Here is a 15,721-nt window from a genome sequence, read left to right as displayed (position 1 = left end):
GCAATGCTGGCGCAGAATTTCGCAAGAGTCGATAGGCGGTTACTGTTTGCTCAAGGGCCTTCCTGTCCGATAATCCATCAGTTGCTCGACGCGCTCCGCAATGGCCTGCCAAGCCTGAACGCCGTCAAGGTCGCCCGCCGTGGCCAGTTCCCCAATGCGGCCGGCGACATGCACGGGCGCTTTTGCCCCGTACTGTTTTATGACCTGCTGAGCGCAGGCCCATAGCTCCCAATCGTCGAGCGGCATGGGTCGGGACTGGTCTATGTATACCCGTCAAGCCAGGAAAGCGGCTGGGGAGAGACCACGAAGGTTGTGCCATTGTTTTCCTGCTTCCATACGAAGCCGTATCGGAACTGGTTTTCGTCGGGCAAGAAGAACACCCTGGGGTGCTGACGAAAATCACCTTCCCATCCTTCTTGGGCTGCGAGCCTTTTCGCGAGTTCGAAGTGCTTCCAAAAATTGTCGAGGTAGAGCGGATCATAATCGACGCTTTCCACTCTCTGGGTAGCATCTGATTCCGCAAATCGACCAGCCATCTCCTGAACGGTGGGCAGAAACTCCCAGGTCCAATCAATCGGGATGATGGCATAGGCTTTCCAGGTCATATTGATGATCTCCGTTCCTGATCGCCGTTTAAGTATCATGAGACATTGGGGTAGGGGAGGGCGTTTCACCCTCCTGATCTGGTATCGCACTGGTATCGCAGATTGCCGTTTGTTCTAGAATTGTTCACGGAAAACCGAGCATTTTAGGCCCCATTTTCCGTGAAAACCCCTCGAAAAATCGCATTCGTAATGCGAGGGTCACGTGTTCGAGTCACGTAAGCGGCACCAGTCCTTGGCTTTATGGGCCAGATTTTTCCTACTGAAAGCGCTTTAAGATGGGTCCGTCGTGGGTTCCCAGTGGGATGTGCTTTGGGCTTATGATTCGGCGGGACTGAAGTTGGTCACCCTGTCTTTGCATCGGCGTTGAGAGGTTAGAGGCATTCGCCCAATCTTTGCTCTGCGCATGAGGTTGCCAAGCATAGCCAAAACCGAACTTCATGCTAAAAGCCATAGTTCAAACGCGAACTCGTGGTCTGTTGACTGCGGGCCGATGCATCAGAGGTAAGGCCACAATGGCAAGCGAGAATGACGACATCCTCGATTATGATGATTTTACAGAGGGTAGCGACGATTATCGTGTTACGCCCGCAGATTTTGCCGATATTTTTGTTATCCCGTCGGACTGGAATGTATCTACGCTCCGTGGCGAACTGGACGAGATCGTGGACCTCGATCCTGCTTTTCAACGCCGAAGCGTTTGGTCTCTTGCTGCCAAATCTAAATTCATTGAATCGCTGATCTTGGGAATTCCGATCCCGCAAATTCTGCTAGCAGAAAGCCACGAACAGCGGAATCACTACCTCGTACTTGATGGTAAGCAGCGCCTTCTGACTATAAAGGAGTTTTTTCAGGGCAGGCTATCGGATGGCGTAAAATTTCGTCTCACTGGACTTAATGATCTTTCTCGCCTCAATGGAAGAGATTGGGACGGCATTGTAATTGATTTTCCAAAAGACGCTCGTGCAATCGATGCAGCCCAAATTCGAACAGCAATTATACGAGGTTGGAGAAATGACAACATCTTGTATGAGATTTTCCATCGGTTAAATTCCGGTTCTGTTCGTCTTTCGCCGATGGAACTCAGAATGGCTCTTGTGCGGGGGCCCTTTATCGCATCCGTTGTGCGCAAAACCAGTGAAGAGGCGGCGATTCAAGCGATGCTTGGATTGAGAGTTCCCGACAAGCGAATGCGAGATGTCGAAATCGCAATCAGGCACATGGCTTTCAACGACGGGCGAGTTGTCTACGCAGGTAACCTGAAAGAGTTCTTGGATGAATATTGTAGGTTGAGGAATGTGGATTACGCGAGGCAGGGAGAAAATCTGTCTGATCTGGATGAATTGAATGCTGCTATTGCAATCGGGCTTGAAGCTTTTGGTCCGAAATTCTTCAGTCGCCGTTATCTCCCAGATGAAAGTAAGTTTGACCGCCCGTTCAATCGAGCTGCTTTCGACGTAATTGCAGGATCATTGGTCAATCGGGCCGTGCAAGATGCAGTACGGAAAAAGCCAGAGAGCTTCGTGAAGCTTTGGCAGCAAGCGTGTGACGACGCCAATTTCCGTCGAGCAATTGAAGTGACTACCAAGAGCATTGATGCTACGCGAGAGCGGTTCACTACATGGTATGGTTTTATTAAAAAAGCTATAACATTGATCTATCTATTCCTGTGATCGCAAATGCTAGAGACAACTCCTGAGTTTCATTATCTTGATCTTGCTCTGGCAACGGCGCGTAAGATCATAGAGGATCTTCCTGATCATCTTATTCGGGGCGATTTGGATGAGCTTAAGCTTAAATCTTATGTTTTGCTTCAACATGCGGCCATTGAAGAATATCTTGAACGGGTATCGCTTTATGTCCTGAATCAGTGCAAGAGACAATTCGATCAGACTTCTAAAGTAACGGAACCTCTGATTTCTGTATGCTGTTATTACAGCATAAATGTTGTTACTGAGTTCGCAAATCCCACAAATTCATTTAAATCATCTGATTTATTTGAGAAAATGTGTCGACAGGCAATTAATAAACATGTTGTCGCGCTTGATGGAATCCACGGAATTAAGACAAAAGATCAAGATGCAATTATGAATCCGGTTGGAATTAAGATGCATGATTTTGATCATGTTCTTTCGCAAATGCTAAATGCTTTGGGAAGTAACCGTTGAAGCGTGGCTCATGTATTTCGGATTCGACAGCTTTCTCCAAAAGTTGCTCTCGAACGAGAAAGTCAGACCTTGCTTCGTCTTTTACAGACCTTTGACAATGAACTTTGCCGGAAAATAAGCCTCGTCTATAGTTAAGGGTGCCGGCGGAACCTTCAGTTATTCACGCAAATCTAACCATCTTATCTGGACGCGCGAATTTAGAGCGATTTCCAGTCAGATGGCATCATCTGACGGTTAAGAAATCACGGCAAATAAAAGACTCAGATCGGAATCCGCTCTGAACGTCTATTGCGAAGCTGCTCAATCCTGCCAAAGCGCTATGCTGTCCGTAAAAAGCCGGAACGTGGGTTACGCTCTGCCATGCACCAGAGCCATCGGTCGATTCAATTCCCGGTCTGTTTCTATGACCAATAGGGGGAGCCGCTGCTTCGCCTCTGCCCGAAGGCGGTCCCATGTCGATATTTGCCGGATTGGCGATTTGATCTTCAAGAGACGAAGCCGTGACGCGATGGGAAGCGATCAATAGCGCACCGGGACGATCCGAATACGGTCGATTGCACTGGGAATGGTGCGCATCAACGCGACCGCTGCCGTTCGCACCTCTTCCATCAAAGCCGCGTCATAATTCTCCGCTTCCGGGCGCATCTCGACATCGGTTTCAATCACCAGGATGAGACGCCGGTCGCGTCCGTCGATCTCCCACTCGTGCCAGCTTTGAACGATGTTCCGATGGAGAAGAGGTTCCGTCATTTTCAGTCTCCCATCGGCAAGCGGGAGCACAATCTGGTCTCTCAGCCGGTCGCAGCCTGCAGGAACGCGCGAACGATCCATGGACAATATAGGGCCGGTAGATATGAAGCCAGCCTTCAATCCGGCCTCATTGCGAATCGATGCAAAGTGCATGGCAGGATGTGCTATGGAGCATGATCACGCGAATTTCGCCGCAAGCTTCCTGTGACAGAGAGACATATGCGCTCCCGCTTGCACAGCAGGAGGATGACGATGTCCGCTTCTCTGGATCATAGGTTTCTTGATGCCTTTGGGATTCGCTCCGGAAAGCCTGTCGAACCGGACATGGCCAACCAACAGTCGCCACCGGGCCATGCTTCATCCGCCCGGAATGACGCTGGCCTGTCGGGATCGGTTCCCTGGCGCTCCATACCCCTATGGGTGTCCAACGACCGGGCTGAACCCTATTTCGAAATCTATCGGGTCACGCCTGCGCATATGCTGGCCAACCGCGCCGGGCATGAAGATTGGCGGTGGCGCTTCTGCACGGCCGACGGCCATGTCCGTGCCTCCAGCGGCAGCTACGCCAATGCAAGGGACTGTCGGAATGCCATCGATGCCCTGCGCCGTACCGCCGGTGGCGCAAGGGTCAGACAAATAGGCGATAGTTGAAACGATGGCCGTGATGGAAATGACGGCGCCGCCATGCTACGTTCTGGCATCGCCGCATATTGCAAGCGACTGAGAGACATATGCGCTCCCTCAACAAGCGGGAGTGCATCATGGGTCCTACCGCGAAAGGCCTCGACCTTGCCAATATGCTGATCGGGGCGACCCGGCAGTTGCAATCGGACGATGCTGGCTCACTCACGAAACTCGACCGTCTTGCCCATCTTTTGCGCAATGCGAAGGCAAAACTGGAAAGCGGCTTTGATCTTTCAGCAGAGGAGGTCCACCAGCTTAACGAAGCATTGGATAAGCTGACACAATAATGAAGGTGGCGATCTGTTATTTCAGCGCTATCGATTGATTGAGACAGTCGTCAATTCCTATTGTTCCGCGTCAATTCTATAGTAACGCAACCTGAAAATCAGAGGGTTTCGTGGGCATTGGAGGAGGGCGGATTGACTTTTTCTCCGTCGACTGCCATATGAGGCGGGCTAAACGTCGCCTGCGACGGAATTTGCCCCACTGGGTGCTCCTTCCCTTCTCGCGCTATCAGCTCCGCTCGTGCTTTTGCGGGCGGGTATCCTGTTTTCGTGAAAGGAAACATCCCATGCCCATCGGCATCGTCAAATTCTTCAACGCCGACAAAGGCTATGGTTTCATTGCGCCCGAGGACGGTGGCAGCGACAGTTTCGTGCACATTTCCGCCGTCGAACGCGCGGGCATGGCGACACTGCAGAAGGACCAGCGGCTGAGCTATGAGGTCGAGACTGACCGTCGCGGCAAACAGTCCGCCGTCAATCTCGCCAGCGCCTGACGGGACGGTCAAGCGGACCGTTCGCTTGACATCAATTTCCCCCGGCACGACCCCCTTGGTGCCGGGGCTGTATTCCCCGCTTTCCTGCCCCTATGGCTGGCAAGAGCGCGGGGAATGTTCAGGGACTTGAAGGAGGGCAGGACGCCTCTCCTGTCGCCGAGCCCGATTGCGGTTTGGCGATTTCCATGTGTCGGATGACAGAAACTCGTCTCGATACATCCAGCCCGTCCTTATGAAGGAGGGCATAGGCCGCACCGAATATGCGCCATTCTCAATCATTGTGCGCCCATAGGCGTTCATCAGGATCATCATGAATTTCAAATTTCCGAATATCTGCACCCTTTCCAATCGGCCTTCCCCCTTTCGCAAGATGCGTAGGGCGGACCATAATAGGCCCACGCCCGCGGGTATATTGTCGGCCCCGGACCTGCGCCGCATCGTGGCCGAAATGCTCGGCTGAAATACCGCAGCCCGACTTCATCCGGGAGATTGCCCATGTCCGTCACCAGCGATTTCTATCTTGCGCGAGTCGCCCAATGCGATCGCGAGGCAAGCGAAACCGATCTGTCCAATGTGCGGGACCGCTGTTTGCGCGCAAAGGCGGCATGGCAAGCCATGGCCGACCGGGTCCTGAAAGGCGAGGGGAACCGAAAACAACAGGCCGCCGACAAGGCGGTCCAGCAGGAGCGGCCCTTTGGCTAGACAATCAGGCAGACATTTCAGCGGTCCCCGCCTTTCTCCGGAACAGGCCGCACGGCAAGGCCGTATTTCCCAATTGGCCATCGCTCGGCTAGGCGCGCGGGAGGCCATCGCCTTTCTCAACGGCAATGACGAGAAACTGGGCGGAAGGCCGCTCGACCTGGCCATAGAAAGCATCGAAGGTCTGCGCGCTGCGGAGCAGCGTCTGGACGAATGGGCGGAAGCCTGACGTCTTCCCGCCGGGATTTTCAGAATTCGGGCGGCAGCAAATCCTGATCGGCGTCGAGGCGCCGGTCTATCTCTTCGCCCAATTCATCGAGTTGATCGAAGGATATGCCGATGTCCAGGATCGTGCCGTCGTCCAGGGTCAGCCTCAGCCGATAACGTTCCGCCTCGGCCTCGATCGCGAAACTGGCAAGGTGGGCGGTCATGATGGTCTCCAGCAAATGGGGTTCCCAGGCGAGGAGGGAAAGATGCCCTTGCCATTCACTTCAGGAGGCGGTGTTCCGTTTCCGCGAGAGCAAGCCTTCTCCCCGTGACCAACGTCTGGCCGATGAAGAGGACGATCAGGATCGAACCGATCGTCCCCACGAAGAGATCGAAGCCCGACCAGCGTCCGAAGAGGCCGGGAGCCGTGCCCAGCACCATCATCATGACGGTCATTCCGATCAGCATGAACCGAAGTTCGGTCGGTCCGGCGGAAAGATAGGACAGCTTCAATTCGCCCAGCACCCGCGCCGACAGAAAGGCGTGGATCGACAGCAGCAGATAACCCGCAAGCGCGATCATGGCGACATTCATCGTGACGAACGGGCTGAGGCCGATCCCGGCAAGGATGAGCAATGTCGCCAGCCCGTCGCAGCTATGATCTATGAAATATCCGTAGGAAGGACGCTCGATACGCCGGTATCGCGCCAGGCTGCCATCCATGGAATCGCCGAACCACTGCACGGCATAGCCCGCAATGGCGAGCAGCAGCCAGGACGAGGCGATGTTGCTGGCGGCATATCCGGCGAAGATCATGACCGCGCCCGCCATGCCCGTCGCTGTCAGTCGATCCGGCGTTATCCAGGGAGGCATCCGGTGGCACAGCCAGTTGAGCACCCGCCGTTCATTGGCGGCAAGCCAGTTCTGTTGAATTCTGGAGAGCGATTGGGAAGATTGGGGCTGGATCGTCATGGGCCTTCGATCATGGTCTTGAACAACCGGCGCATCTGCGGCGCCATTGCAGGGCAAGTATCAACCGCCGCGTCCGAAAATACGCCAGCCAAGAAAAAGCAGAACGACGACCGATGCGATCAGTGCTGCCTGAAAAGAAAGATAATCTTCCTGCATGAGATGCTCCCATATATGCGGGAGCACTCAAGTCTCTCTGTCGGATCGTGCGGAAGGAAGACCCGATAGCCTTTTGTAGCAGCCCTCATGCGAACCGAACAGAATTTTCTGAGATCTGTAGACTTTTCCAGCGAGACGGGAAGGACCTTCCATGCTATTAGGCCATTATTGCGCGAAATTTGCTGCAAGCATTCGCCGTGACAGAGAGACCATCGTGCTCCCGCTTGCCAGCCGAGGAGCATCGCATGGAAGACCTGAATTATCTGCTGAAACGCGAGCAGGAGGAGTTGCTGCGCGCCCGGATCGCGCATAACCCGGCCGCACGTCGCGCCCATCAACGGCTTGCACAGGGATATGCGGCCCGTATCCGCCGTCATCCTCACCCCTACCGCTCACGGCGAGCGGATGGTTCCACCCCATTCAATCCCTTTCCCTTCAACGTGGAAGGCGGTGCGGCATGAGCAGGGTCGTCAACGTCTGGGCCACTACGGACGTCATCAAGGAGACATGCGCGAAACACGCATTCCGGATATCCGCTGTGGAAGCGCTGGTTTCCGGCGGCGCAAGGGTCGTCATGCTGGATCCAAGGGATGCCGACGCCTTCCGCATATTGATGCAGGACAAGCTTATCGAGGGCACCGTAACGCGATCCGCTTCTCACATGGCCCGGCAATGGGCCCCTTCGCTCCATCGGAAATAGGCCGTGGATCGCTTCGATTATCTCGATCGTCGCAGGCAAGCGGAACTGAATCATGCCGATCTCGCCATATGTCCTGTCGAGAAAAGGAAGCATGAAGAACAGGCGCGCGCCTATTCCAAGATCATCTCCGTTCTGCGCCGGGAGGAAGAGGCTTCACTGCACGCTCGATAGCCGGGCGAGGTTGCCCGGCTTGGTCGCGAACCAGATATTATGCCAACGCTCCGTGCTGCCGACATAGGCGGGCAGGATGATTTCATCGACGTCGAAGCCCGATTCCTCAAGCCTCCCCGCAAAGCAGTCGTCGGCATAGGACGACCAGACGGAGAGGAGCCCGCCCGGCCGTAACGCGGCGTAGGCAGCGGCCAGACCGGCATGGGAATAGAGCCGATCATTCCCGGGCGTGATGAAGCCGTCCGGCCCGTTATCGACATCCAGCAGGATGGCGTCGAAGCGATCGGATGTTTCCACGATGACATCATAGACGTCGTGCAAGCGGATGCTGACGCGGGGGTCGGCGAGGTTTTCCTTGAACAGATGCGCCAACGGCCCCTTGGCCCAGACGACGATCTGGGGAACCAGTTCCGCCACGGTCACGAAAGCATCGGAAGCCCAGGATGCAAGGACTGCGTCCAGGGTGAAGCCCATGCCAAGCCCGCCTACAAGGACGTGCCCGTCTTTCCTGGCCAAGCGCTCGCTCGTGAGGGTAGCCAGCGCCATTTCCGAGAGATGATCCTGACTTCCCATCAACTCGTCGCGGCCGAACTGGATGGAGAATTCCTTGCCGCATTTGAGCAGATGCAATTGGCCACCGCCCGGAATATCCGCGACATCCACCGTTTCTATGGGCAGACGGCTCGTTTTGGCGGTCCTGGTTTGCCGGTCATCGCTGATGCCAGTCTGTGTGGCAGAAGACCGCCTTGACGAAGCGTTGTCACGATTCATGCTGTTCCTGTCGGATTCTCGGGATCAATCGCGACGTAAACCAGTGCGGCGTCCATTGCGCGGTGACGTTGTGCAATGCCCGGCCTTCATGCCCTTTGCAAGGCCATGCAGCATAGTGGGGCGGAGAGAGGGGGCTCATCGATCAGGTGCAGGCCCATGACATGTTGCCGGATGACCTGAAAGGCAGAGATTGAAGGGCTGGAGATTGTTTGCCAGCTTTGCGTCAATCCCGGCTACTCGCGCCATGCAAGCAAAAGCAAAATTCGCACGCTTCGGGTCGGCGATATTGAAAAGTCAGTATGGCCTCGCCTTGATACGGATTATCCCCTGTTGTCCACCCGATCGTCCTTCGTAACGGGGCACGGGGCGAAAGGTTCTGAATATTTCGCCTTTCGGTGCGCTTTACATCCTTGGTCGTGACAATGAAGACGGACAGGCGTTGCTCCAGCGGCTCGACGACCAAATCTGACCCCTGAATGTCGTGAAGGGGATCATATATTTATCGCCAGTTGTCCCGAAGTAGCGACTGGCAGGTGGAACCATGGCCGCTCGGGCGTTTCTTACGCGGATATGGTTAAGAAAGGCTGGATAACCCCGGCTTCCGAAAATGTTGGAGGTCAATCAAAATCAACCGCAACCGGAACGGGCCAGTTTCGGCCGATAGGTTGGACGCCGATCCATGTCCATTTCTGGGCAGCTGAATAGATGAATCAGGAGGAGTATGCGTTCCTCAGCCGGACAGACCATGCTGCTGCCCCACATAAGCACAAGGCAATATGCCCGCCCGGTCGACGAGTGGGTCACCGGAATGGGTTTGCCCAGCGCGGACGATGATCACCGACCTCGGCTCCCACAATCGCTTCCCCGGGATTGTCCGGAAGGGACTTTACCGCGGGCATGCTCAATGCATATGGCGGTTCCATGACAGATGGTGTTTCAGAAAGCCGTGAGGCTGCGACGGTGGTCATCTTGCGCGATTGTCCTGGTTCCGCGCCTGAAATCCTGATGATGGAACGGGCATCGAGCATGGCCTTCGCGGCGGGTGCCCTGGTCTTTCCCGGCGGTGCGTTGGATGCGGGCGATCACGCCTTAGCGACAGCGATCGGCGGGCAACTGGCGCTTGACGAAGCCGCGGCGCGCATCGCGGCGATCCGTGAAACGCTGGAGGAAAGCGGCCTCGCCATCGCCTTTACCCGGCCTGTCGAAGCGGATCGGATCGTGGCCATGCGCCGGGCCTTGGCGGAAGGAATGGGTTTCGGCGAGGTCCTGAACGTCCACGGGCTGGAGCTTGCACTGGATGCGCTCGTGCCCTTCGCCCGCTGGCAACCCGCCCCGTTCGAGATGGCGCGTCGCGTGTTCGATACCCGCTTCTATCTCGCCCGCGCACCGGAAGGGCAGGTGGCGAGCGTCGATGCCACCGAAAATGTGAGGCTCTTCTGGAGCGGCGCTGCCGACACGCTGGCATATTGCGACCGGGGAGAGGCGCGGATCGTCTTTCCGACGCGGCGCAATCTGGAGCGGCTGGCGCAATTTGGCAGCTATGGCGCTCTGGCGGCCCACGCCTGGTCGATCCCGGTCGAGAAGGTGACGCCCTGGTTCGAGGACAGGGATGGGGAGCGGCATCTGTGCATCCCCGCCCATCTGGGCTATCCGGTGACGTCGGAATCCATAGGGACCGTCCGGCGCGGCTGAGGCACGGCGACCTGTGATCGGCAGACCGGATTCGCCACGCCTGCCGTGGAAGCCTACCCCGATATCGCCTCTCGAACCGGGGGCGCGAAAGGCGTACACTCCCCCGGCCCTCAGACGGGGAGGATATCATGCCGCAATATGTGATCGAACGGGACATGCCGGGCGTCGGCCAATTGTCGGGCGAGCAGCTCAAGGGCGCGTCGCAGGGGTCCTGCAATGTCCTGCGCCAGCTCGGCCCGGACATCCAGTGGGTGCACAGCTATGTGACGGACGACAAGATCTACTGCGTCTATCGCGCGCCCAGCGAGGATCTGATCCGCCAACATGCCAAGATGGCGGGGTTCCCGGCCAACAGCATTGCCGAGGTGCGCGCGACGATCGATCCGACGACGGCGGATTGAGACCTGATTTACTGGCCGAAGCCGGATTGACGGGCCAGCGCGACCGCTTCCCGCGCCGCCGCGAGCAGCGCGCCGCTCTTCGCCTCGCATTCGCGCTGCTCATATTCAGGGGTTGAATCCGCGACGATCCCGGCGCCCGCCTGGACATGCATCACGCCGTCCTTGAGCACCGCGGTGCGCAGCACGATGCAACTGTCCATATTGCCGTCCGGTCCGAAATAGCCGACGCCGCCGGCATAGGCGCCGCGCGTTTCCGGCTCCAGCTCGGCGATGATCTCGCAGGCCCGCACCTTGGGCGCGCCGGAAACCGTGCCCGCCGGGAAGCCCGCGAACAGGGCGTCCAGCGCATCCTTTTCCGGCGCCAGCCGCCCGACTACGTTGGAGACGATGTGCATCACATGGCTGTAGAATTCGACGGTATAGCTGTCCGTGACCGTCACGCTGCCTGCCGTCGCGACCCGGCCCACATCGTTGCGGCCGAGGTCGAGCAGCATCAGATGCTCCGCCCGCTCCTTGGGGTCGGCCAGCAGGCTTTCGCGGTTGGCCGCGTCCTCCACGGCATTCCTGCCGCGCGGGCGGGTGCCGGCGATCGGACGGATCGTGACTTCGCCGTCGCGCGCCCGGACCAGGATCTCCGGACTGGACCCGATGATCGCAAAGCCCGGCAAGTCGAGATAATAAAGGAAAGGCGAGGGATTGATTCGCCGCAGCGTGCGGTAAAGCGCGATCGGCGGCAGGGTGAAGGGGCTGGTGAAACGCTGTGCCAGCACCACCTGGAAGATGTCGCCCGCGACGATATAATCCTTCGCCCTGTTGACCATCGCGGCATAGCGGCCCGGTTCCAGCACCGGCGTCACCGCGACATCGGCGATCTCGGCAGGAGCGGTCTGTGCGGGCAGGGGCGCCGCCAGCCGCGCGGCGACGGCGTCGATCCGCTCCAGCGCCTCTTCGACGGCGCGGCCGGCATCGGTGAAGCTGCCCTTCCAGACCGGCGCGACCAGAAAGAGGGCGTCGGCCAGCCGGTCGAACACCAATATGACGGTCGGCCGCACGAACAGCATGTCGGGCAGGGCCATGGGGTTTTCCGGCGGACGGGGCAGCTTTTCCACCAGCCCGACCGTTTCATATCCGAAATAACCGACGAGGCAGGCGAGGGCGGCGGGCAGTGCCGGATCGAGCGGCGCCCGGCATTCCGCGACCAGTGCGCGCAATGCGTCCAGCGCCCCCCGGCTTTCCGGCTGGAATGCCTCCCTGTCGGTCGCCCATTGGCGGTTGATCTGCGCCACCTGTCCCTGCGCCCGGAAGACGAGATCGGGGGCCAGGCCGATCAGGCTGTGACGGCCGCGCACCGCGCCGCCCTCGACCGATTCGAGCAGGAAGTCGCCGCGATCGGCTTCGAACAATTTGAGGGCGGCGGAAATCGGCGTGTCGGTGTCGGCGATCTGGCGCCGCCACACCAGCGCGGATTGCCCCGCCGCCAGTGCCTTGCGCGCGCTGTCGATGCCATCCATTCCCGCCGTTCCGCCCGCCATCTTACTGGCCGCTGCCATTGCTGCTGGTCAGCGCGCGCTGGACGCTGGCGACGGCCGCCGGGTTGCGCTTGACGCCCATCTCCTTTTCGACGGCGCGCTCGAACTGCTGGCCATATTCCTGGCCGACGACATCGCTGAGCTGGTCGCGGACCTGGTTCAGCAGCGCCTTGTCGTTGCCCGCGTCGCCGCGCTTGATGCCGTTCAACTGCACCACGAAATAGCCGCGATCCTCGCCGATCGGCAGCATCTTCACGCTGTTGGCCGCCATCGAGAAGAGCATCGCGACTTCCGCCGGGGGGCGTTGCCCGCTGCGCATGATGTCGGCCCGGCGGCCGCCTACGGTCTGGGGTGCGGGCAGGGCGACGCCGGCCGCCGCGATCGCGTCGGACAGTTTCGTGCCCTTGGCCACCTTGGCCCGGATCTGTTCGGCGATGGCCTTCGCCTTCTCATTGCCCTGGGCCAGCTTGTACTGCATCACCACCAGCGTCCTGATCTTGGCGAGGGGCGGCGGCGCCGCGGCCTGGACGTCGCCGGGCGCGGCCAGCGCATAGCGCTGGTCGGCGGCGATCGGGATCAGTTGCGCATCGTCGTCCTGGCTCATCGCGAAGACGGGGGCGAGCAACGGCTTCACATCGGCCGGCAGCTGATAGGCCGCATCCTCGACCTGCTTGCCGGTGGACACGAGGAAGGGGGTGGTTTCCAGCTTCAGGCCATTGTCCTTCACCACTTCCTCGAAGCTGCCGCCATTGGCGATCTGGTCCTCGATCTTGCCGGTGAAGTCGCTGAGCAGCTTCTTCTCCTTCTGCGTGCGCAGCGTGGCGACGATTTCGCTGCGCACCGCTTCCAGCGTGCGGACAGGGGTCGTCTTGACCGCCGTGACGCGCAGCAGCACCCAGCCCAGCGATCCGCGCATCGGCCCCACCAGTTCGCCCTGCTTGGCGGCAAAGCCCGCATTGGCGATGGCGGCGGACGATGCGGCGGTCAGCGCCTCGCGGCTTTCGTCGCTCAGTTCCGAGACGGAAAGGCCCGCGCCCTGCGCGGCGGCGGCCAGCGACTTGCCGCCCTTCACCTGATCGGCAATGGCCTTGGCGCCCGCCTCGGTCGGAAGGATGAGCCGCTCGAAGCTGCGGCTGTCCTTGGCGGCATAGGCCGTCTTGTTCTGGTTGTAATAGGCGGCGATCTCCGCATCGGTGGGTTGCGCCGCCTGGGCGAAGCGCTCCACGTCGATCACGGCATAGCGGATGCGGCGCTGTTCCGGGATCGTGTAGCGCGCGGCATTGCTCTTGTAGAAATCATTGAGCTGCGCGTCGGTCGGATCCTTGATGTCCTTGAACGCGCTGGCCGGGACCGCCGCGATCGTGCCCTGCCGTGCCTCCAGCAGCAGCGAGGCATAGGGCAGAACCATGGAATCGCTCAGCTTCACGCCAAGGCCGAGCGGCGCCAGCATCTGCCGTTCCAGTATCTCGCGGCTGATATCGTCCCGCAGCGCCTGCTCGGTGATGCGCTCGCGCATCAGCAACTGGCGGAAATTCTCCTGGCTGAAATTGCCGGCGGCATCCTGGAAGGCGGGGATCTGCGCGATCTGCGCATCGACCAGCCGCTTGGAGATATGGATCTTCTGGTCGCTCGCATATTCCTTCAGCGTCAGCGAGGAGACGAGCTGGTCATAGACCTGTGCCGCACCGCCCTGCGCCAGGAAATCGCCGATCTGTAGGCCAGGATTGGACCGCCGCGCATTTTCGAACACGCGTTGCACCCGTTCCTGCAATTCCGTCACCGTCAGGCGCGATCCGCCCGCTTTCGCCGCGGTTTCCCCGGCGCCCAGCGACGAGCCGAACTTGCCGCTGGTGATGTCCCCCAAGATGAAGGCCGCCGCGACGATTCCGAGGAAGATCAGGGCCGCGAAGGCGCCGAATTTGGAGTGGATGAAACGGCGAAAGACTGAAAGCATGGAGGAAAGTCCGTAAATGCGGCTTTGATGGCGGCCCGCTTTAAGGGCGGATCGTCGCGTGGGCAAGGGGCGCGACGGGCGCAAGGCTGGACAAATGCCCGTGCGCCGTTCATCGGCTCGGCCAACCCGGCGGTCCTGTTGGAGAGCGGCGCTGTCGGGGACCGTGCAGCAATAACCATAAGGGGAAAGATCGATGGGCAGGCGGAAGCTGGTTGTCGGTAACTGGAAGATGAACGGCCTGCGCGCCCAATTGGGCGAGGTGGAGGCGATCGGCGGCCTGGCGCAGGAGCATCCGGCGGTGGAAGTCGGCCTGTGCCTGCCCGCGACGCTGATCGCGGCGGCGGACGGTGTGAAGGGCGCAGCCTTCGTCGGCGCGCAGGATTGCCATATGAAGGCCAGCGGCGCGCATACCGGCTGCCTTTCCGCCGCGATGCTGGCGGAGGCCGGGGCAAGCTGGGCCATCGTCGGCCATAGCGAGCGGCGGCAGGACCAGGGCGAAACCGACGCCGACATCGCGGCCAAGGCGCTGGCGGCGAAGGCGGTGGGGCTGAAAGTCATCCTCTGCGTGGGCGAAAGCCTGGACGTTCGCGATGCGGGCAATGCCGAAGCGGTGGTGTCGGCGCAGTTGCTGGCGTCTCTTCCCGAAGGGCGGCGGCGGACTGGCTGGCCATCGCCTATGAGCCGATCTGGGCGATCGGCACCGGCCGAATCCCCACCATGGAAGCTGTCGCCGCCATGCATGCCGCCCTGCGCGCCGCGCTGGCGAGCCGGATCGGGGTAGAGGCCGATGCCATGCGCATCCTCTATGGCGGATCGATGAACGGCGACAATGCGGCGGAACTGCTGGCGCTGGCCGATGTCGATGGCGGGCTGGTCGGCGGTGCGAGCCTGACGGCGGAGAAATTCGCGCCGGTGATCGCGGCGGCGGCCTGAATTAAACGCCCCATCGCAGGCGCAAGGCGCCGGGGGCGGTTGCCCCCGCGCCTCATCATCGCTATGTGCGCGGCAACGCACCCTTTACCGGACATTATTCGCTAGCCATGTTCACCTTCATCCTCGTCGTGCAGGCCATTGTCGCCGCTCTGCTGGTCACCGTCATCCTGATGCAGAAGTCGGAAGGCGGCGGCCTGGGCGTCGGCGGCAGCCCGGCGGGGTTCATGTCGGCGCGCGGCGCGGCGGATTTCCTGACCCGTTCGACCACGATTCTCGCCGGCATCTTCGTGACGCTGTCGATCGTGCTGGCGGTGATCGCTTCGGTCCAGCATCGTCCGAGCGACATCGATACGTCGCTCGTCAAGCAGGCACCGACGGCTCCGGCGACCGCTCCGGCACCGGCGACGGGCAACGATCCCCTGGCCGGCGCTGCGGGTGCGGCGAGCGGCAATGCCGCCAACGGGGCGGTTCCGCTCGCTAACTAAATCCCGTTAACGATCATTTCGATCTTTTTTCGCACGCGCGATGATTCGCGCGCTTGCCCAACTCGTTTG

20 protein-coding genes, 1 tRNA gene and 1 pseudogene are annotated in these 15,721 nt (G+C 59.6%); 14 read left to right on the top strand and 8 right to left on the bottom strand.

The window, feature by feature from the left end; genetic code table 11:
• Positions 1-39 precede the first annotated feature (39 nt).
• Positions 40-246 carry a DUF6961 family protein gene (locus tag YP76_RS09860; RefSeq protein WP_046763436.1) on the bottom strand — a complete coding sequence of 69 codons (207 nt, stop codon included), beginning with the start codon at positions 244-246 and terminating at the stop codon, positions 40-42.
• A 14-nt stretch (positions 247-260) separates the two neighbouring features.
• On the bottom strand, positions 261-605 hold the full coding sequence (locus YP76_RS09855) for a hypothetical protein (protein ID WP_052757368.1): 345 nt from the start codon (positions 603-605) through the stop codon (positions 261-263).
• Between the two features lie 104 nt (positions 606-709).
• On the opposite strand from YP76_RS09855, the gene YP76_RS27730 reads away from it, so the two are divergent.
• From YP76_RS27730 to YP76_RS27725, 3 genes are all read left to right on the top strand, one after another.
• Positions 710-833 (top strand) — tRNA-OTHER (locus tag YP76_RS27730).
• Positions 834-1,117: 284 nt separating this feature from the next.
• A complete protein-coding gene (locus YP76_RS09850) occupies positions 1,118-2,275 on the top strand; it encodes a DUF262 domain-containing protein (RefSeq protein WP_046763435.1) in 1,158 nt (385 codons plus the stop codon).
• A 6-nt stretch (positions 2,276-2,281) separates the two neighbouring features.
• Positions 2,282-2,770, top strand: coding sequence for a hypothetical protein (locus YP76_RS27725; protein WP_157035732.1), 489 nt, complete (start codon positions 2,282-2,284; stop codon positions 2,768-2,770).
• 519 nt (positions 2,771-3,289) lie between these two features.
• Here the strand turns inward: YP76_RS27725 and YP76_RS09840 are convergent.
• Positions 3,290-3,520 (bottom strand): hypothetical protein, encoded by a 231-nt coding sequence (locus YP76_RS09840; protein WP_046763433.1) that lies wholly within the window; start codon positions 3,518-3,520, stop codon positions 3,290-3,292.
• Between the two features lie 324 nt (positions 3,521-3,844).
• Between YP76_RS09840 and YP76_RS09835 the strand changes: the two genes are divergently transcribed.
• From YP76_RS09835 to YP76_RS09815, 5 genes are all read left to right on the top strand, one after another.
• Positions 3,845-4,171, top strand: coding sequence for a YegP family protein (locus tag YP76_RS09835; RefSeq protein ID WP_046763432.1), 327 nt, complete (start codon positions 3,845-3,847; stop codon positions 4,169-4,171).
• An 80-nt stretch (positions 4,172-4,251) separates the two neighbouring features.
• Positions 4,252-4,491 carry a hypothetical protein gene (locus tag YP76_RS09830; protein ID WP_046763431.1) on the top strand — a complete coding sequence of 80 codons (240 nt, stop codon included), beginning with the start codon at positions 4,252-4,254 and terminating at the stop codon, positions 4,489-4,491.
• A gap of 284 nt (positions 4,492-4,775) precedes the next feature.
• Positions 4,776-4,982 carry a cold-shock protein gene (locus YP76_RS09825; protein ID WP_046763430.1) on the top strand — a complete coding sequence of 69 codons (207 nt, stop codon included), beginning with the start codon at positions 4,776-4,778 and terminating at the stop codon, positions 4,980-4,982.
• Positions 4,983-5,477: 495 nt separating this feature from the next.
• The gene (locus YP76_RS09820; protein ID WP_046763429.1) at positions 5,478-5,684 is read left to right on the top strand and encodes a hypothetical protein; all 207 of its coding nucleotides are present in this window, start codon (positions 5,478-5,480) and stop codon (positions 5,682-5,684) included.
• 73 nt (positions 5,685-5,757) lie between these two features.
• Positions 5,758-5,910 carry a hypothetical protein gene (locus YP76_RS09815; RefSeq protein WP_232307498.1) on the top strand — a complete coding sequence of 51 codons (153 nt, stop codon included), beginning with the start codon at positions 5,758-5,760 and terminating at the stop codon, positions 5,908-5,910.
• Positions 5,911-5,929: 19 nt separating this feature from the next.
• Here YP76_RS09815 and YP76_RS09810 read toward each other — a convergent pair whose 3' ends face one another.
• Together YP76_RS09810 and YP76_RS09805 are read right to left on the bottom strand one after the other, a co-directional pair.
• A complete protein-coding gene (locus YP76_RS09810) occupies positions 5,930-6,112 on the bottom strand; it encodes a hypothetical protein (RefSeq protein WP_157035731.1) in 183 nt (60 codons plus the stop codon).
• Between the two features lie 55 nt (positions 6,113-6,167).
• A complete protein-coding gene (locus YP76_RS09805; protein ID WP_046763426.1) occupies positions 6,168-6,860 on the bottom strand; it encodes a CDP-alcohol phosphatidyltransferase family protein in 693 nt (230 codons plus the stop codon).
• 401 nt (positions 6,861-7,261) lie between these two features.
• Here YP76_RS09805 and YP76_RS09800 point away from each other — a divergent pair, with 401 nt between their 5' ends.
• The gene (locus YP76_RS09800) at positions 7,262-7,477 is read left to right on the top strand and encodes a hypothetical protein (protein WP_046763425.1); all 216 of its coding nucleotides are present in this window, start codon (positions 7,262-7,264) and stop codon (positions 7,475-7,477) included.
• A 242-nt stretch (positions 7,478-7,719) separates the two neighbouring features.
• Positions 7,720-7,887 carry a hypothetical protein gene (locus YP76_RS28205; protein ID WP_198147461.1) on the top strand — a complete coding sequence of 56 codons (168 nt, stop codon included), beginning with the start codon at positions 7,720-7,722 and terminating at the stop codon, positions 7,885-7,887.
• Here the strand turns inward: YP76_RS28205 and YP76_RS09790 are convergent.
• Positions 7,870-8,550 carry a spermidine synthase family protein gene (locus tag YP76_RS09790; protein ID WP_408640434.1) on the bottom strand — a complete coding sequence of 227 codons (681 nt, stop codon included), beginning with the start codon at positions 8,548-8,550 and terminating at the stop codon, positions 7,870-7,872. The two genes, YP76_RS28205 and YP76_RS09790, sit on opposite strands and share 18 nt — an antisense overlap.
• Before the next feature lie 1,029 nt (positions 8,551-9,579).
• Here YP76_RS09790 and YP76_RS09785 point away from each other — a divergent pair.
• Both YP76_RS09785 and YP76_RS09780 read left to right on the top strand, forming a co-directional pair.
• Positions 9,580-10,350 carry an NUDIX hydrolase gene (locus tag YP76_RS09785; protein ID WP_046763673.1) on the top strand — a complete coding sequence of 257 codons (771 nt, stop codon included), beginning with the start codon at positions 9,580-9,582 and terminating at the stop codon, positions 10,348-10,350.
• Positions 10,351-10,478: 128 nt separating this feature from the next.
• A complete protein-coding gene (locus YP76_RS09780) occupies positions 10,479-10,751 on the top strand; it encodes a DUF4242 domain-containing protein (RefSeq protein ID WP_046763422.1) in 273 nt (90 codons plus the stop codon).
• Between the two features lie 8 nt (positions 10,752-10,759).
• On the opposite strand, the gene trpE is transcribed toward YP76_RS09780, so the two are convergent.
• Both trpE and YP76_RS09770 read right to left on the bottom strand, forming a co-directional pair.
• A complete protein-coding gene (gene trpE / locus YP76_RS09775) occupies positions 10,760-12,262 on the bottom strand; it encodes an anthranilate synthase component I (RefSeq protein ID WP_046763421.1) in 1,503 nt (500 codons plus the stop codon).
• A gap of 22 nt (positions 12,263-12,284) precedes the next feature.
• Positions 12,285-14,234: a peptidylprolyl isomerase gene (locus YP76_RS09770; RefSeq protein ID WP_046763420.1), complete on the bottom strand. Its 1,950-nt coding sequence runs from the start codon at positions 14,232-14,234 to the stop codon at positions 12,285-12,287.
• A 193-nt stretch (positions 14,235-14,427) separates the two neighbouring features.
• On the opposite strand from YP76_RS09770, the pseudogene tpiA reads away from it, so the two are divergent.
• Positions 14,428-15,167 (top strand): annotated as a pseudogene (gene tpiA, locus YP76_RS09765) (triose-phosphate isomerase).
• A gap of 107 nt (positions 15,168-15,274) precedes the next feature.
• Complete coding sequence (gene secG, locus YP76_RS09760; protein WP_046763419.1) at positions 15,275-15,652, top strand: preprotein translocase subunit SecG; 378 nt, start codon at positions 15,275-15,277, stop codon at positions 15,650-15,652.
• Positions 15,653-15,721 lie beyond the last annotated feature (69 nt).

Origin of the sequence: Sphingobium chungbukense (assembly GCF_001005725.1) — a bacterium.
In the GTDB taxonomy this organism is placed as follows: Bacteria; Pseudomonadota; Alphaproteobacteria; order Sphingomonadales; family Sphingomonadaceae; genus Sphingobium; species Sphingobium chungbukense.
Note: the sequence above shows the minus strand (reverse complement) of the source record. Positions and strands in the feature narration are given on the sequence as shown.